Annotated in this window: 13 protein-coding genes; 9 read left to right on the top strand and 4 right to left on the bottom strand. The window is 73.3% G+C overall.

Annotated features, from left to right (window positions below; translation table 11 throughout):
- The first annotated feature begins 83 nt into the window (after positions 1 to 83).
- The 3 genes from QUG92_RS05805 (at position 84) to QUG92_RS05795 (ending at position 3,399) form a co-directional block, all read left to right on the top strand.
- On the top strand, positions 84 to 872 hold the full coding sequence (locus QUG92_RS05805; protein ID WP_289458024.1) for an alpha/beta fold hydrolase: 789 nt from the start codon (positions 84 to 86) through the stop codon (positions 870 to 872).
- 34 nt (positions 873 to 906) lie between these two features.
- Positions 907 to 1,779, top strand: a complete 873-nt coding sequence (locus tag QUG92_RS05800; RefSeq protein WP_289458023.1) for a hypothetical protein — start codon at positions 907 to 909, stop codon at positions 1,777 to 1,779.
- A 144-nt stretch (positions 1,780 to 1,923) separates the two neighbouring features.
- Complete coding sequence (locus QUG92_RS05795; protein WP_289458022.1) at positions 1,924 to 3,399, top strand: APC family permease; 1,476 nt, start codon at positions 1,924 to 1,926, stop codon at positions 3,397 to 3,399.
- Positions 3,400 to 3,482: 83 nt separating this feature from the next.
- On the opposite strand, the gene QUG92_RS05790 is transcribed toward QUG92_RS05795, so the two are convergent.
- Positions 3,483 to 4,232, bottom strand: a complete 750-nt coding sequence (locus tag QUG92_RS05790) for a LysE/ArgO family amino acid transporter (protein WP_289458021.1) — start codon at positions 4,230 to 4,232, stop codon at positions 3,483 to 3,485.
- A 70-nt stretch (positions 4,233 to 4,302) separates the two neighbouring features.
- On the opposite strand from QUG92_RS05790, the gene QUG92_RS05785 reads away from it, so the two are divergent.
- Positions 4,303 to 5,223, top strand: coding sequence for a LysR family transcriptional regulator ArgP (locus QUG92_RS05785; RefSeq protein WP_289458020.1), 921 nt, complete (start codon positions 4,303 to 4,305; stop codon positions 5,221 to 5,223).
- Between the two features lie 6 nt (positions 5,224 to 5,229).
- On the opposite strand, the gene QUG92_RS05780 is transcribed toward QUG92_RS05785, so the two are convergent.
- Positions 5,230 to 5,775 carry a TetR/AcrR family transcriptional regulator gene (locus QUG92_RS05780; RefSeq protein ID WP_182045331.1) on the bottom strand — a complete coding sequence of 182 codons (546 nt, stop codon included), beginning with the start codon at positions 5,773 to 5,775 and terminating at the stop codon, positions 5,230 to 5,232.
- A gap of 120 nt (positions 5,776 to 5,895) precedes the next feature.
- Here QUG92_RS05780 and QUG92_RS05775 point away from each other — a divergent pair, with 120 nt between their 5' ends.
- The 5 genes from QUG92_RS05775 to QUG92_RS05755 all read left to right on the top strand — a co-directional run bounded on the left by QUG92_RS05775 (position 5,896) and on the right by QUG92_RS05755 (position 12,776).
- Positions 5,896 to 6,933: an aldo/keto reductase gene (locus QUG92_RS05775; RefSeq protein WP_289458019.1), complete on the top strand. Its 1,038-nt coding sequence runs from the start codon at positions 5,896 to 5,898 to the stop codon at positions 6,931 to 6,933.
- 388 nt (positions 6,934 to 7,321) lie between these two features.
- Positions 7,322 to 9,346, top strand: a complete 2,025-nt coding sequence (locus QUG92_RS05770) for a glycosyltransferase family 2 protein (RefSeq protein ID WP_289458018.1) — start codon at positions 7,322 to 7,324, stop codon at positions 9,344 to 9,346.
- Positions 9,343 to 10,083, top strand: coding sequence for an efflux RND transporter periplasmic adaptor subunit (locus QUG92_RS05765; RefSeq protein WP_069712756.1), 741 nt, complete (start codon positions 9,343 to 9,345; stop codon positions 10,081 to 10,083). Before QUG92_RS05770 ends, QUG92_RS05765 begins: the two co-directional genes overlap by 4 nt.
- 78 nt (positions 10,084 to 10,161) lie before the next feature.
- Positions 10,162 to 12,168: a glycosyl hydrolase gene (locus QUG92_RS05760; protein ID WP_289458017.1), complete on the top strand. Its 2,007-nt coding sequence runs from the start codon at positions 10,162 to 10,164 to the stop codon at positions 12,166 to 12,168.
- Between the two features lie 110 nt (positions 12,169 to 12,278).
- On the top strand, positions 12,279 to 12,776 hold the full coding sequence (locus tag QUG92_RS05755) for a hypothetical protein (RefSeq protein ID WP_069712761.1): 498 nt from the start codon (positions 12,279 to 12,281) through the stop codon (positions 12,774 to 12,776).
- Positions 12,777 to 12,827: 51 nt separating this feature from the next.
- On the opposite strand, the gene QUG92_RS05750 is transcribed toward QUG92_RS05755, so the two are convergent.
- Both QUG92_RS05750 and QUG92_RS05745 read right to left on the bottom strand, forming a co-directional pair.
- Positions 12,828 to 13,607 carry an Fpg/Nei family DNA glycosylase gene (locus tag QUG92_RS05750; RefSeq protein ID WP_182045338.1) on the bottom strand — a complete coding sequence of 260 codons (780 nt, stop codon included), beginning with the start codon at positions 13,605 to 13,607 and terminating at the stop codon, positions 12,828 to 12,830.
- A 59-nt stretch (positions 13,608 to 13,666) separates the two neighbouring features.
- Positions 13,667 to 18,445, bottom strand: coding sequence for an Lhr family ATP-dependent helicase (locus tag QUG92_RS05745; protein ID WP_289458016.1), 4,779 nt, complete (start codon positions 18,443 to 18,445; stop codon positions 13,667 to 13,669).
- Between the last annotated feature and the right edge of the window lie 122 nt (positions 18,446 to 18,567).

Genomic DNA, 18,567 nt, shown 5'->3' with positions numbered 1-18,567 from the left:
GTGAGGACCCATGCCCCGATCGACGCACCCCGACCAGCACCCCCCCTTCCGGCGGGGCACCCGACCACGTCGACCGCACGGTGGTGTCCGCCGACGGGACCCCCATCGCGGTCTCCGAGACCGGTTCCGGTCCGGCGCTCGTGGTGGTCGGCGGCGCGTGGGACCACCACGGCACCCCGGCGGTCGACAAGATCGTCGCGGCACTGCGGGACGGCTACCGGGTCGTCACGTACGACCGCCGCGGTCGTGGCGCGAGCGGCGACACCGCGCCCTGGTCGATCGACCGTGAGGTCGAGGACCTCGCGGCCGTCGTGGCCTCGGTGGACGGGCCGGTCGACGCCGTCGGCTCCTGCGTCGGGGCCGGCGTGGTGCTCCGCGGGCTCGCGGCCGGCGTGCCGTTCGGTCGGGCCGTGCTCTGGGAGCCGCCGTACCGCGCCACGGTCGACCCGCACGGCGACGACGTCCTGTTCGCCGACTTCCTCGACGGTCACGTCGCCGCCGGGCGTCGGGCGCAGGCGGTCCGCGCGTTCCTGTCCCGCGTGCTCGGCGTCCCGATCCCGTTCATCGCCGCCGCACGGCTGAAGCCGGGGCTGTGGCGGGCGCTCCTCGCCGACGCGCACGTCCTGGCGCGGGACGTCCGCGTGCTCAACGGCCTGTCCGTACCGGAGCGCGTGGTCGCCTCGATCGGGGTGCCGGTGCTCGTCGCGTCCGGCGACGGCGACCCCGAGTGGATGCGCGGTGCGGCCGCTGCCCTTGCCGAGGCGCTGCCGGGGTCGCACCACCTCGTCGTCGCCGGGCAGGCGCACGTGCCCGACGCGCGCGTGCTCCGCGACCTCGTGGACCGCTTCGCCGAGGTCCCCGCCGCGGAGTGAGGTCCGGCGGTCGTCCGTGCGAGAGGATGAGGACGTGACTGCTCCCCGCCTCGGCCTGCTGCTCGACGTCGACGGACCCATCGCGAGCCCGGTGACCCGGACGATCGCGATCCCCTCGATCGTGGCGGACCTCGTCGCGCTCGCCGCCGAGGGCGTCCCGATCGTCTTCAACACGGGCCGGAGCGACGCGTTCATCCGGCAGGAGGTCGTCGGTCCGCTCCTCGACGGCGGTCTGGCTGCCGGCGGTCGGGTGCACGCCGTGTGCGAGAAGGGCGCGGTGTGGTGCTCGATCGGGCCGCAGTACGAGGGCGGGATGAGCGACCTCGCGATCGCCGAGGACCTCGCCCTGCCGCGGGACTTCGCCGACGAGATGCGCGAGCTCGTCCGTGCCGAGTACGCCGACCTGGTGTTCTTCGACGAGACGAAGCACGCGATGGTGTCGATCGAGCAGCTGGTCGAGGTCCCGAACGCCGCCTACCTCGCCCGCCAGGCCGAGTTCGACGCGAAGGCGATGGCGGCGCTCGAGCGACGGGGCCTCGGCGTCCGCCGGCTCGACGACGTCCGGCCCGACGCCGACGGCGCCGTGCAGTGGCGCGTCGACCCGACGATCATCTCGACCGACGTGGAGTCGGACCGGTCGGGCAAGGACATGGGTGCCGAGCGCGCGCTCGAGCTGCTCGCGCAGGACGGCGAGCTGCCCGTGACCTGGCGGACCGTCGGCGACTCGCGCAGCGACTACGCGATGGCGGACTGGCTGCACGCGAACGGGCACGACGTCGCGCACGTCGACGTGCGTCCTGCCGACGGGGTGCCCGCGACGCCGTACCCGGTGCTGACGGCGCCCGACGGCGTGATCCACGACGAGGCGGGCGCACGCTTCCTGGCGGACTGGCGCCGCGGGGCCTGACCCGCACCGCGGTCCGGGTGCGCCGTCCTGCCGGGCCGGCACCGGGCCTCCCGGCCGTCGACCCGCCGGTCACACACTTTGCGAGCCGGGGTGGTACACCAGTACCCTCACGGGGTCCACCGCCAGCCGACGACGGGATCCCCCATGGCACCACCCCTGCGCATCAAGTCGATCGAGGCCTCCCTCGCCGACTCCGAGGAGCAGGGCCGCTCCCTCAAGCGGTCCCTGAAGACCTTCGACATCGCCGCGATGGGCATCGCGGTCGCCGTCGGCGCCGGCATCTTCTCGGTCGGGGCGAACGCCGCCGCGAACTTCGCCGGGCCGAGCGTCATCCTGTCGTTCCTGCTCGCCGCCGTCACGTGCGGCCTGGCGATCATGTGCTACGCCGAGTTCGCCTCGACCATCCCGGTCGCGGGCTCCGCGTACACCTTCACGTACGCGACCATGGGCGAGCTGCTCGCCTGGATCGTCGGCTGGGACCTCATCCTCGAGACCCTCACCGCGAGCGCCGTCATCGCGAAGTACTGGGGCATCTACCTGAGCACCGCGTTCGGGGTGTTCGGCATCGACCTGCCGTCGACGATCCAGCTCGGCCCGATCGGCTTCACCTGGGGGCCGGTCCTCATCGTCGGTGTCTTCACGGTGCTGCTCGCCTTCGGCACGCGCCTGTCGTCCCGCGTCTCCGCCGTCATCACGGTCATCAAGGTCGCGATCGTCGTCTTCGTGATCGTCGCCGGCGCGTTCTTCGTCAAGGCCGCGAACTTCACCCCGTTCGTTCCCCCGGCCGAGCCGTCGAAGGGCGCCGAGGGCGGCGTGCTGACGCAGTCGCTCGTGTCCTTCGTCACCGGTCAGGCGCCCGCGCAGTACGGCGTCTTCGGCCTGCTCGCCGCGGCGTCGCTCGTGTTCTTCGCGTTCATCGGCTTCGACGTCGTCGCGACCAGCGCCGAGGAGACCGAGAACCCGCAGAAGACGCTCCCGCGGGGCATCTTCATCGGCCTCGGCATCGTGACCCTGCTCTACGTCGGTGTCAGCATCGTCATCACCGGCATGGTGTCCTACCAGCGCCTGGCCCAGGAGGACGCGCCGTCCCTCGCCTCGGCGTTCGACATCGTCGGACTGCCGTGGGCCGCGGGCATCATCGCCATCGGTTCGCTCATCGGCCTGACCACCGTCGTCATGGTGCTGCTGCTCGGCCTGTCCCGCATCGTGTTCTCGATGAGCCGCGACGGCCTGCTGCCGCGCTGGTTCTCGAAGACGAACCCGAAGACGCAGACCCCGGTCCGGGTGCAGGTCGTCGCGGGCGTCGTCGTCGCGTTCATCGCCGGGTTCACCGCGGTCGACAAGCTCGAGGGCATGATCAACATCGGCACGCTGTCGGCGTTCGTCCTGGTGTCGATCGGCATCGTCGTGCTCCGGAGGACCCGCCCCGACGCACCGCGTGCCTTCCGGGTGCCGTGGGTGCCGGTGCTGCCGATCCTGTCGGCCGTGCTGTGCTTCTGGCTCATGCTCAACCTCGAGGTCGAGACCTGGCTGCGGTTCATCGTCTGGCTGGCGATCGGCTTCACGATCTACTTCGGCTACAGCCGTCGGCACAGCCGGGTGGGCAAGGGCCTGCAGTAGCGGCCGCTCGCTGCTCCGAACCACGGAACCGACGTCGAACCAGCTCCCGGGGCTGGTTCCACGTCGGTTCCGTGGTTCGTCGGCTACGCGCCCACGGCGAGCGCGACGCCGAAGCCGAGCATCACGACGGCGACCAGGCCGTCGAAGACCCGCCAGGTCGTCGGCTGCGCGAACAGCGGGCGCAGCAGCCGGCCGCCGTACCCGAGCGCACCGAACCACACGCAGCTCGCCGCGACCGCGCCGACGGTCCACCACCAGCGGTCCTCGGGGCCCTGCTGGTTCGCCACCGACCCGAGGAACACGAGGGTGTCGAGGTACACGTGCGGGTTCGCCCACGTGAACACGAGCATGGTCAGGACGGCCGTCCGCAGCGACGGCACCGGTACGGCCGACCGGACGGGAGGCACGGCCCGCGTCCGCCCCGCCGGCTCCGGTCCGTCGGTCGCGTGCCCGGGCGCGCCCACCGCCGACGCGGCGGCGGCCGGCACCACCACACCGTCGTCCGCGGCGTCCTCCTCGACCCGCATGACGTCGCCCGACGGCCGCAGCGCCCGCCGTGCGGCGAGCACGCCGTAGACCACGAGGAACGCCGCCCCGACGAACCGGACCACCACGAGCGCCGCCGGGAACCGTTCGACCACGACCCCGACGCCGAGCACCCCGGCGACGATGAGGACCGCGTCCGACACCGCGCACACGACGACCGCGGCGGTGACGACCCGGACGGAGGCGCTCACGGCCAGCCGGAGCAGGTACGTGTTCTGCACGCCGATCGCGACGATCAGGGCGAGGCCGGTGCCGAGTCCGGCGAGCAGGGGGAGCAGTGCGGTCACGGTCTCGACGCTAGGCACGGCCCGACCTGCAGTCCAGCTCACGTTGCTGCAGCGTCGTAAGCTGCGCTGCATGCTCCGTCTGCAACGCGACCACCTCGAGACCCTCCTGGCCGCGGTCGACCACGGGACCCTCGACGCCGCGGCGCGGGCGCTCGCGATCACCCCCTCGGCGGTCTCGCAGCGCATCAAGGCGATGGAGCAGCAGCTCGGACGGGTGCTCCTCCAGCGCACCACCCCGGTGGCGCCGACCGCCGACGGCGAGGTCGTCCTGCGGCACGCACGGCAGGCACGTCTGCTCGACGACGAGACCGCCCGGGCGCTCGGAGCCGTCGGGGGCGCGGACGGCCCGGCGGTGCCGTCGATCCCGCTCGCGGTCAACGCCGACTCGCTCGGCACGTGGTTCCTCGAGGCCCTCGCCCTCGTGCGGGCCGACACCGAGGTCGTGTTCGACCTGCACCGGGAGGACCAGGACCGCACGGCGGAGCTCCTCCGGGCGGGCACCGTGATGGCCGCGGTCACGGCGGAGGCGGACCCGGTGCAGGGGTGCTCCTCGGTCCCGCTCGGCGTCGACCGGTACCGGGCCGTCGCATCACCGGCGTTCGTCGACCGCTACCTCGCCGGCGCCGACACCGAGCGTCGGATGACCGACCGGCTCGACCGGGTCCCGCTCGTCGACTACGACCGCGACGACGACCTGCAGCAGGGGTACCTCCGCCGGGTGCTCGGTCACGCTCCTCGCGGTCCGCGGCACTTCGTCCCGACCTCGGCCGACTTCGCCCGCGCGGTGTCGCTCGGCTTCGGCTGGGGGATGCTGCCCGAGGCCCAGTGCCTCGCGGGCCTGCGCACCGGGGAGCTCGTCGAGCTCACGCCGGGCCGTCGTGCGGACGTGGCGCTCTGGTGGCAGCGGTGGAACCTGGCGTCGCCCCTGCTCGAGCGGGTCACCGACGCAGTCCGCACCACCGCCCGCGAGCGGCTCCACCCGCCGGCCTGAGGCGGGTCAGGCGGTCGCGCGCCAGCGGAGCCCGTCGACGAGCAGGCCGACCAGGTGCTGGCTCTGCTCGGTCGTCGGCGCCCCGTGGCAGAGGTCGGCGACGGCACGCAGCAGCTGCCCCGCATCGAGGTCGTTCCGGATGCTCCCCGCCGCCGACGCGGCGTCGAGCAGCTCGGTGAGCGCGCCCCCGAGTCGGTCGATGAACCACGGGTGCAGCCCCTCGAACGCCGGGTCGCCGGACTGCAGCGCGGCGGCGAGCCCGCGCTTCGTGGCGACGAACCCGGTGAAGCGCCGGAGCCAGAGCGCGAGCGCCTCGTCCGGCGCGTGGGCGGCACGGAGCTCGTCGGCGGCGTCCGCGCACTCCTCGACGGCCTGGCGGAAGACCGCGACGACGAGGTCCGAGCGCTGGGGGAAGTGCCGGTACAGCGTGCCGACGCCGACGCCGGCACGATCGGCGACGACCTTCGCCGGGGCGTCCACCCCCTGGTCGGCGAAGACCTCGCGGGCGGCGTCGACCAGGGCGTCCAGGTTGCGGCGGGCGTCAGCGCGCACGGGTCCTCCGATCGGGGGTTGCAGAAACGGAAAGCCGTTCCGTATCCTTCCGGAAGAGCGTTCCGCTTTGGACCACGATACCGCGACGGGCCCCGGGACGCCACCGACAGGAGGCACCACATGCAGTACCGCACCCTCGGCCGGACCGGCATCCAGGTCAGTCCCCTCGCGCTCGGCGCCATGATGCTCGGCACCGACGGGAGCATCGGCAACGGCGACGAGCAGGACTCCGTCCGCATCGTCCACCGCGCGCTCGACGCCGGCATCAACCTCATCGACACCGCCGACCGCTACTCGCAGGGCGGCTCCGAGGTCCTGGTCGGCAAGGCGATCAAGGGCCGCCGCGACCAGGTCGTCCTCGCCACGAAGTTCAACGGCCCGATGGGCACCGACCCGAACCGGCGCGGGAACTCCCGGCGGTGGATCACCGCCGCGGTCGAGGAGTCGCTCCGCCGGCTGCAGACCGACCACATCGACCTCTACCAGGCACACCGGCCGGACGACACGGTCGACCTCGAGGAGACGCTCTCGGCGCTCACGGATCTGGTCCGGAGCGGCAAGGTGCGGGCGATCGGCTCGTCGGACTTCCCGGCCTCGATGCAGGTCGAGGCGCAGTGGACCTCGGAGCGTCGGGGACTCGAGCGCTTCCGGTCCGAACAGCCGACGTACTCGATCCTCAACCGCGGCATCGAGCGCGAGGTCCTGCCGGTCGCGCAGCGGTACGGCATGGGCACCCTCGTGTGGAGCCCGCTCGCCGGCGGCATGCTGACCGGGCGCTTCCGGCGCGGGCAGGAGAGCGACCTGGCCCGGGTCGGCATGTTCCGGCACAACCGCGACGAGCGGCGGATCGAGGCCGTCGAGCAGGTCGCCGCGCTGTCCGCGGACACGGGCATCCCGATGACGCACCTCGCGCTGTCCTTCGCGATCGCGCACCCCGGCGTGACGAGCGCGCTCATCGGGCCGCGGTCGATGGAGCAGCTCGAGGACCTGCTCGCCGCCGCCGACGTCACGCTGACGGACGAGGTCCTCGACCGGATCGACGCGATCGTCCCGCCGGGGGCCGACGTCTCCCGCCTCGACCAGCAGTACGAGCCGCCGGCGCTCCTCCGCCCCGAGCTCCGCCGTCGCCCGATGGCCGAGCGCCCCGCCGCCGTCTGACCCCGTCCCCCTCCGCAGAACGCAACGTCGGCGGTTCCTCGCAGCGCCATCCCGCTGCGAGGAACCGCCGACGTTGCGTCTTGCGGGATCCCGCAAGAAGCGGCGGGACCGTGCCGACTTCTCCGGGGGCAGGCGCGGAGCCGGTCGGTCGGCTCGTAGTGTTCGGGACGACCGACGGCGACGGGCCGTCGACGCACGACCGCTCCGACACACCGAACACCGCGACCGCACCCTCGGTCGCGGACCCCGGCGTGGGCCTCGAAGCCCCGCCGGATGCGACCCTCCGGGGTCCGACCCATGTCGCCACAGCCGCCGACGCCCGTCTCGCGTTCCACCGGCGTCCCTGCCCGCGGCCCGCGAGTCTCTCCCGACCCGACTGGAGACCCGCATGTCCGCACCCACGGACGTCCGTCGCTCGCGCACGGACGCCAGCAAGCACGACGCCAGCAAGCACGACGTCAGCAAGCACGACGTCAGCAAGCACGCCGTCAGCACGCACGCCGCCGACCAGCACGCCGCCACCGTTGCGCCGCCGACCCCGGTGCCGGCCCGCCGCAGCGTCCCGCCGCAGTCGCCCGACGTCCCGGCCCTGCTGCCCGGCAGCGACGTCGGCACGGCGCTCCCGCAGCAGCTCGTCACCCGCGACCGCGACCGAGCACGTCGTCGCCGCGCCTCCGTGCAGGTGCCGAACGTGCGCCCGCGCTCCGAGAGCCGCGCGCACAGCCCCGTCATGGTGCTCATCGTGCTCGTCGCCACGCTCGGCGTGATGGCGTACGCCGTGTTCCTGCTCGACCCCGCGAACCGCGGCGACTTCCTGCCCTACGGGCTCGTGATCGTGGCGGAGAGCGTGCTCGTCGGCCAGGCCCTGCTGTCGATGTGGACGATCCTGTCCGGTGGTGCCGACCCCCGCGACTTCGCCTTCCACCAGACGCAGGACACCCTGTTCGACCGCGACGCGATCAGCCACGACGGGCTCGCCGACCAGCCGCACCGCTGGCCGATGCACGTCCGCGGGCAGCAGGTCGAGGTCGACGTCTTCATCACGGTGTACGGCGAGGAGCTGTCGAAGATCGCTGCGACCGTGCAGGCCGCCGTGGCGATGCGCGGCGAGCACCGCACGTGGGTGCTCGACGACGGCCGGAGCGACGAGGTGCAGGCGCTCGCCGCCGAGCTCGGCGCCCGGTACGTCCGCCGCCTGTCCTCGCACGGGGCCAAGGCCGGCAACATCAACCACGCCCTGACGCTGGCGAAGGGCGACTACTACGCGGTGTTCGACGCCGACTTCGTGCCGGCACCGGACTTCCTGTTCGAGACCGTCCCGTTCTTCGCCGACGACTCGATCGCGTTCGTGCAGACGCCGCAGACCTACGGCAACCTGCACAACCTCGTCTCCCGCGGCGCCGGCTACATGCAGACGGTGTTCTACAAGTTCATCCAGCCCGGCCGGAACCGCTTCAACGCCGCGTTCTGCGTCGGCACGAACGTCATCTTCCGCCGCAGTGCGATCGACGACATCGGCGGGATGCACACCGACTCGAAGTCCGAGGACGTCTGGACCAGCCTGATGCTCCACGAGCGCGGCTGGAAGTCGGTCTTCATCCCGATGACCCTGGCCGTCGGCGACGCGCCGGAGACGATCGAGGGCTTCACCAAGCAGCAGCTGCGCTGGGCCACGGGCGGCTTCGAGATCCTGCTCACGCACTTCCCGTTCAACCCGGAGCACCGGCTGACGATGGACCAGCGCCTGCAGTACCTCGTCACCGCGAGCTTCTACCTGACGGGCATCGTCCCCGGGCTGCTGCTCCTCGTGCCGCCGCTCGAGATCTACTTCGACCTCCGCCCGATGAACCTGTCGATCGGCGCCGGCGAGTGGGTCCTGTTCTACCTCGGCTTCTACTTCACGCAGGTCCTGCTCGCGTTCTACGCCCTCGGGTCCTTCCGGTACGAGACGCTCCTGCTCGCCGCGGTGTCGTTCCCGATCTACGCGAGCGCGCTCTGGAACGTGCTGTGCGGCAAGGAGCAGGCGTGGCACGTGACCGGCGCCGACCGTGGCAGGACCCCGTCGCCCTTCAACTTCATCGTGCCGCAGGTCCTCGTCTTCGTCTTCCTCACGCTGACGAGCGTGGTCGCCGTCTGGCGTGACCTCGGCAACGGGCAGCTGACGCTCGCCACCGCCTGGAACATCACGAACACGCTCGTCTTCGCCGCCTTCATCGTCGCGGCGTTCCGCGAGCAGGCCCGGAACCGCGTCGCCGACCGCGCGCAGACCCCCGGCGAGGCGGTCCACCCGGCGACCCCGTTGGCGCAGGCCCCGGCCAGCCCCGTCCGGACGACCGTCGTCCGGCCCGACACCCTCGAACCCCAGCGCGCCGCGATCGCCGGCGTCGCGATGCAGGACGGACACCGCGCATGACCTGGACCAACCGACTCCGACTGTTCGGCGGCCTCGTGGTCGTGCTCGTGATCGTCGCCGCCTGCACGCTCGTCTTCAACCAGCGCCAGAGCGCCGTCGCGAGCACCTCCGCCGCGATCGCCGCCCAGGAGTACGCCGTGGGCACCGACTACGGCGGAACGGTCACCGAGGAGTACGTCGAGGAGGGCGACTCGGTCACGAAGGGCGCGAAGCTCCTGCAGGTGCAGAGCCTGCAGCTCGCGCAGGACATCCGGAAGGGCGTCGTCGGCGCGGACACGCAGACGAGCGCCTACGACATCGGCGAGGACGGCCTCATCACCTTCAAGGCCGAGGTCTCCGGCACGGTCGCGAAGGTCGACGTGAAGACCGGCGGCTACGTGCAGGCCGGCTCGGAGCTGGGCACCATCCACAAGGAGGACAGCCTCTTCGTCACCTCGACCTTCACCGTCACCGCGCGCGACTACGGCCGCATCCGCAACGGTGCCCAGGTCGACCTGCGCCTGCCCGACGACCGCACCGTCCGCGGCACGGTGCAGAGCGTCAGCGTCGAGACGAGCGACGACGGCCGGGCGAAGACCACCGTCGACGTGCAGAGCCCCGAGCTGTCCGCCTCGCCGTCCTCCGGCATCACGAGCCCCGGCACCCCCGTCGACGCCACGCTGCACCTGCGTGACGACGGTGCGCTCGCCGGCGTCTCGGACATGGTCCGCGACTTCTCCCGGCAGATCGGGCTGTAGCCGGTGCGTCGCCCCCACCGGACCGCAGGCCGCCCTGCGGGCGCTCGCCGCGCCTCCCGTCCGCTCCTGCTCGTCCCCGTGCTGACCGCCGTCGCCCTGCTCGCCAATGCGTGCACCGGGCCGGGAGGCGCGGATCACCCGACCTCGTCGGCCGCCGCCTCCGACGCGGCCACCACCACCGACGGGGCCGCCCAGGCGCGCGCGGTCGCCGCCCTGGGCGACGTGGCGACGTCGACGGTCGGCACGATGCGCCTGGCGGACGGGCTGACCCCGCCCACCAACCGCTGGTTCTCGGGACTCGTCTTCGGCGACGCCCCGCAGCCGGTGTTCCCCACGCCGATCTCGTGGCAGGTCACCGGCGGCGGCTTCGCCGCGGGGCTGCCGGACGTCACGGCCACCGAGAAGACGATCGCCGCCGGCGCGGTGCCGCAGGTCGGGTTCGACCTCGGTGCGACGAGCACGCTCGTGTCGGCGTACGACGCGGTCTCGGTGACCGTCGAGCACCGCGACGGCGACACGGTCCTCGGGCACTCGGTGGTCGCCGAGGGCTCGCCCCTCGTCACCTACACGGCCGCACGCGGCGAGACGATCACGGCCACGTCGCCGATGACCCCGACGGGCGACGACACGGCGACCCTGTCCGGCGGCGGGCGGACCTGGCAGGTCGTCGTCCGCGACGGGTCACTCGACACCACCGGGGTCACGCTGCGGCGGGGCGGCTCGGTGGTGCTGCTGCCGACGCCCGACGGCGCGTCGGCCGCGCAGGTCGCCACGCTCCGTGACGCCGCCCGGCCGCTCGGCGGGTCCAACCTCGAACGCCGCGCGTCGGGTGGGTCGCAGCGCACGACGCTGTCGTACGACTTCGCGGGCGGCGACGGCGTGCTCGTCCCGCAGCCCGGGCAGGGCACGACGGGCCTCCGGTGCACCGGACTCCGGGTCGCGACGCTGATGGGCCCGGCGCCGGTGTGCACGGGGACTGCACTGCGCTTCGCCGTCGACACCGTGATGCCCTCGGACCGGCTGGACCTGTCCGGGCTGTCGTCCGGCGAACGCGAGACCCTGGCGGCACAGGTCCGGGAGGACGCCGCGGAGGTCGATGCGTCGTCGTACGCCGCGGACACCTACGGCGGCGGCAAGGACCTGTACCGCGTCGCGACCCTGTACCGCCTGGCGGTGTCCCTCGGCCTCGACGACCAGGCCTCGGCACTCCGGACCTCGATCGTCGGCGAGCTCGACCAGTGGTTCGACCCGGCCGGCTGCGGGGACCGCACCGCGCGGTGCTTCCTCGCCGACCCCACCGTCCACGGTCTCGTCGGGCAGCAGGCGTCCTTCGGGTCCGACGAGTTCAACGATCACCACTTCCACTACGGGTACCTGCTGTCGGCGGCCGCGATGGTGGCGGACGGCGACGAGGGGCTCGTGTCCCGGTGGCGGACCGTCGCCGACCTCGTGGCCGCGGACATCGCCTCGCCCACCGCGACCGAGTCGTTCCCGGCGCTCCGCGTCTACGACCCGTACGCGCAGCACTCGTGGGCGTCCGGGTACTCGCCCTTCGCCGACGGCAACAACCAGGAGTCGTCGTCCGAGGCGGTCTCGGCCTGGAACGGTGTCGCCCGGTGGGGTGCGGTGTCCGGCTCGTCGTCCCTCGAGTCGACCGGCACCTGGCTGCTGTCCAACGAGGCGGCCTCCGCGCAGCGCGACGTGCTCGACCCGGACCTGTCGGCGTTCCCCGGGTTCACGCACCGCGTGGTCTCGCTGACCTGGGGCGGCAAGCGCGACCACGCCACCTGGTTCAGCGCGGCGGCGGCGGCCCCGGCGGGCATCGAGCTGATCCCGATGCCCGCGATGGCCGGCGAGTACGTCGGCGCCGGCGGGCAGCGGCAGATCCAGCGGGTGCTCGACGAGGCCGTGCCGGACGGTCGCTACGACGTGCAGTTCGGGGACTACCTGCTCATGTACCGGGCGCTCGGCGGGAAGGCCGAGGCGGCGGCGGCGCTGACGGCGGCGGAGCGGCTGCCGGACGCGGTGATCGACTCGGCGAACACCCGGTCGTACCTGCTGGCCTGGATCATGACCCGCGGCTGAGACCCCGGGACCCCGGGCCGCTGCTCCGCGCGGCCCGGGGTCCCGCTCGGACGTTCGCTTCGCGGACGGGCTGGGGTCCTGCTCGGGTGTGACGGCCTACCGTGCACGGCATGACCACGCGAGCCAAGACCGCCACCGCGCTGCTCGGCGCTGCCACCCTCGCCCTGCTCCTGACGGCGTGCGACCCCGGGGGCGCGCAGAACATCGACCCGGTGGGCAAGGTCCCCGGCGACCAGGAGAAGTCGCAGTCCGCCGACTGCGCGGTCGCCTCGAGCAACGCCGTCGACGCCATCGGTACCGCGGTGGGCCCGCACGACACCACCGACATCGCGAGCGTGGCCGAGGGTGACGGCGGCTGGTACCTGGCGGCGTCCATCGTCCCGTCGGACAGCAAGGACGCGAACGACGACGAGCTCACGATCTGGGCCACCACGTCGGACCCGACCGCCGAGGACTTCGACGGCACGATCTACGCGGTGAACCAGACGGCGAAGGAGGCCACCGCGGACGAGTCGCAGTCGGCATCGCCGGCGCCGAGCTCGTTCAGCGCCGACTCCGACGCCGCCAAGCGCGCCGAGAGCTGCGCCGTCGAGGCCGCCGACCGCTGAGGCACCGCAGCCGCTGAGCCGCTGAGCCGCTGAGCGCTCGTTGCCGGTCCGTCAGCTCTGGCAGCGCGGGCACCAGTAGGTGTCCCGCAGGGTGAGTTCGGAGTCGCCGAGCTCACCGCGCCGCACCGGCGTGCCGCAGCGGAGGCACGGCTTGCCCGCCCGGCCGTAGACCCAGAACCGCCGCCCCGGGCGGTCAACGCCCGTGGTCACGCGGTGGCTCCGGTCGCGGTTCGTCGTGATGAGCCGGCTGGCGAGCGCGATCACCCGCGCCGGGTCCTGCACCTGGCCGACCGGTCGCGTCGGCAGGACGCCGCGGAGGAAGCAGAGCTCGTTCCGGTAGACGTTGCCGAGGCCCGCGAGCACGCGCTGGTCGAGCAGGGCGAGCCCGATCGGCCGCTCGGGGTCGGCGGTCAGGTTGGCGAGTGCCACGTCGGCGTCCCAGTCGGGGCCGAGCAGGTCCGGCCCGAGGTGTCCGACGACCTCGGACTCCTGGTCGCGGGGGACGACCTCGAGCACCCCGAGTGTGAACCCGACAGTCGAGACGTCTGCCGCGTCGAGGACCACACGCGCCTGGTGGGTCGGCCGTCGCCAGCGCTCCCCGGGGGCGTAGACGTCCCACCGGCCCTCCATCTTGAGGTGCGAGTGCACCGTGAGGTCGCCGATGCGGTGCAGCAGGTGCTTCCCGCGCGGCACGACCTCGTCGACGGTGCGGCCGACCAGGTCGAGCGTCGCGAACGCGGGGACGCGGAAGTCCGACCGGGTCAGGACCTTGCCGGCCAGCGCCTCGTGCAGACGTCGGGCGGCGCGGAAGACGGTGTCACCCTCGGGCACGGCGCACCTCCGTCCGTCGTCGTGCGTCCCGCTCGTCCGGTCGGGAGGCCCTGGTCGCCTCAGACACGCAGCCGCAGTCCCTGCGGGGTCGCGGTGAACCCCGCCTCCCGCAGTGCCGACCCGAGTTGCGACTCGAGCACGAAGTCACCGTCCACCCGCTCGACCGCGAGCTTCCGGAGCCCGCTGCGCACGACACCGGCGATCGAACGCGCCGCCACCGCCAGGTCCGCCGGGTCGTCGGTGAAGGTCAGCACCGACTTGCCCCCGCGCTCGACGTAGACCGCGAGTCGCCCGTCCACCGTCGTGACGAGTGCACCGGCCTTCCGCCCCGGACGGTGGCCGCGGCCGGTCGTCGTGGTCGCCGCCGGTGCCGGGTCCGAACCGGGTTCGGCGTCCGGATCGGCCGGGGCGTCCTCGGACGGCCACGGCAGCGCGGCACCGTAGGGGTTCGCCGGGTCGGTCGCCGCGAGGGTCAGTGCCTGGCGCTCGCGGTCCGGGTCGGCGCGTTCGTCGTCCTCGAGGTCGCGGGCGTAGGTGCGGAGGCGGTCGATGGTCGGGCCGGTCGCGAACTGCGCCGCGCCGAGCCCCTCGACGAAGTACCCGCGTCGGGCTCGTCCGGACTCCTCGAAGCGGCTGAGGACGCGGTACACGCCGGCGAACCCGCCGCGGACGCCCTCGACCTGCACGGCGCCGCGGGTGACGACCCCGTAGCGCTCGAGCAGCTGTTCCGCGGTGGCGGCCGCACGCAGGGTCGAGTCGGACTCCGCCAGGGGCAGGATCGACCAGCGTCCACCGACCGAGGGTGGCCCGGACTGGGACGGCAGCGTCGGGCGTCGACGACCGCGGTAGGCCCGTGCCCGCGGCGCGCTCGTGCTCTTCGCCCTGCCGCCGAGCATCGCCCGCAGCGGCGCGAAGGTGTCGTTCGTGATCTGCCCGTCCCAGACGAGGTCCCAGAGCGCGGTCGTCAGTGCCTGGTCGTCGGTGCTCCCGACGGCCTGGCCGAGCTGTCGGAAGAAGTACGCGCCGCCGCCGGCCAGGGCGCCGAGCACGTCACGCTGGAGCTCGGTGGTCTCGTCGCCCGCCGGCTCGGCCAGCGTGGTCGCCGCGGACTCGGCGAGGTGCAGCCGCACCCAGCCGTCGTTGCCCGGCAGCGTGCCGCCGCCGGACCACAGGACCTCGCCCGTCGCCGTCAGCTCGTCGAGCATGCTCGTGGAGTAGTCGGTCACGCGCGACGGCAGCACGAGGGTCTCCCACGCACTCGCCGGCAGGGCGACCCCGGCGAGCTGGTCGATGACCTGCAGCACGCCGTCGACGCCGCGCAGCCCCCCGCGGGTGCCCGGCGCCTGGACGTGCTGCCACGCCGGCAGGAACCGGGCGAGGGCGTCCGGGGCGACCGGTTCGACCTCGTGCCGGAGCGCCGCGAGCGACTTCGTGCGGATGCGGCGCAGGACCTCGGCGTCGCACCACTCGGCGCCCTGGCGGTCCGGGCGGAACTCGCCCTCGACGACACGGCGGTCGGCGACGAGGCGCCGCAGGGTGTCCTGCACGACGGCGACACCGAGGCCGAGGCGCGTGGCGGCCTCCTGCGCGGAGAACGGGCCGTGCGATCGGGCGTACCGGCCGACCAGGTCGCCGAGCGGATCGGCGACGGGTTCGACGAAGGCGGTGGGGACGCCGATCGGCAGGGGGACACCGAGGGCGTCACGGAGGCGGGAGGCGTCCTCGATCACGGCCCACCGGGTGGTGCCGCCCTGCGAGAACGACAGCACGCGCCGGTCGCGCTCCAGCGTCTCGAGCGCGCTGCGCAGCGTGGTGGCGGCGGTCGCGCCGTCCGCGACGCCTGCGTCCTCCGCAGCGTCGGCACCGGCAGCATCGGCGCCACCTGCAGCGTCCCCCGCAACGGACGGGGCCAGCCAGCTCCGCTCGACGACCTCGGACAGCTCGAGGGCCCCGACGAGCCGCAGGACGTCGACGACGCCCTCGGCATCGCGCGCCCGTCGATCCGGCGAGAGTCGCTGCAGGTCGCGCTCGACGGACGCGATCACGGCGGGGTCGAGCAGCTCGCGCAGCTCCGCCCGGCCGAGGAGCTCCCCGAGCAGGGTCGAGTCGAGCGACAGGGCGGCGGCCCGCCGCTCGGCGAGGGGCGAGTCGCCCTCGTACATGAACGCGGCGACGTACCCGAACAGGATCGACCGCGCGAACGGCGACGGCTGCTCGGTCTCGCGCTCGACCAGGCGGATGCGCCGTTCGGCGATCTGGTCCGAGATGTCGAGGAGTGCCGGCACGTCGTAGACGTCCTGCAGGACCTCGCGCACGGTCTCGAGCACGATCGGGAACGTCGGGTACTTCCGGGCGACCTCGAGCAGCTGCGACGCCCGCTGGCGCTGCTGCCAGAGCGGGGAGCGCTGTCCGGGGTTCCGGCGCGGCAGGAGGAGCGCCCGCGCGGCGCACTCGCGGAAGCGTGCGGCGAACAGCGCCGAGCCCCCGACCTCGTCGGTGACGAGGGCCTCGAGGTCGTCGCGCTCGAACACGAACAGGTCGGCGCCGGGCGGCTCCGCGTCGGTCTCCGGGATGCGGACGACGATGCCGTCGTCCGCCGCCATGGCGTCGCCGTCGATGCCGTGTCGCTCGCGCAGGCGCGCCCCGACCGCCAGGGCCCAGGGCGCGTGCACCTGCATGCCGTACGGCGAGTGCAGGATGAGCCGCCAGTCGCCGAGTTCGTCGCGGAAGCGCTCGACCACGAGCGTCGTGTCGTTCGGCACGTGTCCGGTCGCCGCGCGCTGGTCGCGGAGGAAGGTCAGCAGGTTCGTGACGGCGCGGTCGTCGAGGCCGGCGGTGGCCACGCGGACCCGGGCGTCGTCGTCGGACGCGGCGTCGACCTCGCGCACGAAGGCGCCGGTCGCGCGGCCGAGCTCGGCGGGCCGACCGATGCCGTCGCCCTTCCAGAACGGCACGCGTCCGGGCTGCCCGAAGGCCGGGCTGACGATCACGCGGTCGTGCGTGATCTCCTCGATCCGCCAGCTCGTGGCGCCGAGGGCGAAGACGTCGCCGACGCGGGACTCGTAGACCATCTCCTCGTCGAGCTCGCCGACGCGGGACGCCTTCTCGCCGACCATGAACACGCCGAACATGCCGCGGTCGGGGATCGTGCCACCGCTCGTCACCGCGAGTCGCTGGGCGCCGGGACGACCGGTCAGGGTGCCGTGCACGCGGTCCCACACCAGGCGCGGGCGGAGCTCGGCGAACTCGTCGCTCGGGTAGCGACCGGTCACCAGGTCGAGCGTCGCCTCGAACGCCGAGCGGGGCAGGGAGCTGAACGGGGCGCTGCGGCGGACCAGCTCGAACCAGTGCTCGACGTCGACGGTGTCGATCGCCCCGGCCGCGACGGTGTGCTGCGCGAGGACGTCGAGCGGGTTCGCGGGCACCGAGATCGACTCGATCTGCCCGGACACCATGCGTTCGACCGTCACCGCGCTGTTCACGAGGTCGGCGCGGTGCTTCGGGAAGAGCACCCCGCGGGAGATCTCGCCCACCTGGTGCCCGGCGCGACCGACGCGCTGCAGGCCGCTGGCGACCGACGGCGGGGCCTCGACCTGCACGACGAGGTCGACCTCGCCCATGTCGATGCCGAGCTCGAGCGAGCTCGTCGCCACCACGCAGCGGAGCCGTCCGGACTTCAGGTCGTCCTCGATGATCGCGCGCTGGTCCTTCGACACGGAACCGTGGTGCGCCCGGGCGAGGACCGGCACGGCGGGGTCGGACCCGCCGCCCTCGGTCTGCCCGGACTGCCCGATCAGCTGCGCCGGCGGGCGCTTCGGCTGGGCGACCGGTGCGTGCGCGGAGGCGCGCCCCGGGGACTGCGTGACCGGGGCCCCACCGGCGGCCACCGCGACGGGGGTCTCCGCGGCCGCGAGCACCCGTTCCTCGTGGATCTCGTTGAGCCGGGCGGTCAGGCGTTCGGCCAGCCGCCGGGAGTTCGCGAACACGATCGTCGAGCGGTGCTCCTCGATGAGGTCGACCACCCGTTCCTCGACGTGGGGCCAGATCGACCCGTTCGTCGGCGACTCGGTCGCGTCGGCCCCGACGGGCGGGGCGCCGAGCTCGGTCATGTCGTCCACCGGCACGACGACCCGCAGGTCGAACGTCTTCTGCGCCGGCGGCGCGATGATCGTGACCGGTGCGCGGCCGCCGAGGAAGCGCGCGACCTCCTCCGCCGGACGCACCGTCGCGGACAGGCCGATGCGCTGCACGGGCTTCTCGAGCAGGTCGTCGAGCCGCTCGAGCGAGACGGCGAGGTGCGCGCCGCGCTTCGACGACGCGACGGCGTGCACCTCGTCCACGATGACGGTGTCGACGTTGACCAGGGTCTCGCGCGCGCTCGACGTGAGCATCAGGTACAGCGACTCGGGCGTCGTGATGAGGATGTCCGGCGGCTGGCGGAGCAGGCGCTGCCGGTCGGACGAGGGCGTGTCACCGCTCCGGACGCCCACCGTGACCTCGGGTGGCTCGGTGCCGAGCCGGCGGGCGGTCTGCGTGATGCCGACGAGCGGGCTGCGCAGGTTGCGCTCGACGTCCACGCCGAGCGCCTTGAGCGGGGAGACGTAGAGCACGCGGGTGCGCTGCTTGGCGGGCGGACGGTCCGTCGCGCTGATGAGCCTGTCGATCGACCAGAGGAACGACGCGAGCGTCTTGCCCGACCCGGTCGGCGCGATGACCAGGGCGTGCTGCCCGGTGGAGACCGCGTCCCAGGCGCCGGCCTGCGCGGCGGTCGGTGCGGGGAACGCGCCGCGGAACCACTCCGCGGTCGCGGGGGAGAAGCGCTCGAGGACGTCCGTCATGGTCCGTCCCATCCTGCCCGCCGCCACCGACAGCAGACCGAGTGCGACCGACCGCTTGACAAGCCGATCGGTAGCGATCTATCGTTACTGCATCGCGATACGAACGGAACGGATCGCGAGCC

The sequence above is a fragment of the Curtobacterium citri genome (assembly GCF_030362955.1).
Classification (GTDB): domain Bacteria; phylum Actinomycetota; class Actinomycetes; order Actinomycetales; family Microbacteriaceae; genus Curtobacterium; species Curtobacterium citri.
Note: the sequence above shows the minus strand (reverse complement) of the source record. Positions and strands in the feature narration are given on the sequence as shown.

Bases quoted from the DNA above. Each gene is read 5' to 3' on its own strand.
- QUG92_RS05795 (WP_289458022.1), top strand. From the start codon at position 1,924: ATGGCACCACCCCTGCGCATCAAGTCGATCGAGGCCTCCCTCGCCGAC.
- QUG92_RS05785 (WP_289458020.1), top strand. From the start codon at position 4,303: ATGCTCCGTCTGCAACGCGACCACCTCGAGACCCTCCTGGCCGCGGTC.
- QUG92_RS05775 (WP_289458019.1), top strand. From the start codon at position 5,896: ATGCAGTACCGCACCCTCGGCCGGACCGGCATCCAGGTCAGTCCCCTC.
- QUG92_RS05770 (WP_289458018.1), top strand. From the start codon at position 7,322: ATGTCCGCACCCACGGACGTCCGTCGCTCGCGCACGGACGCCAGCAAG.
- QUG92_RS05765 (WP_069712756.1), top strand. From the start codon at position 9,343: ATGACCTGGACCAACCGACTCCGACTGTTCGGCGGCCTCGTGGTCGTG.
- QUG92_RS05755 (WP_069712761.1), top strand. From the start codon at position 12,279: ATGACCACGCGAGCCAAGACCGCCACCGCGCTGCTCGGCGCTGCCACC.
- QUG92_RS05745 (WP_289458016.1), bottom strand. From the start codon at position 18,445: ATGACGGACGTCCTCGAGCGCTTCTCCCCCGCGACCGCGGAGTGGTTC.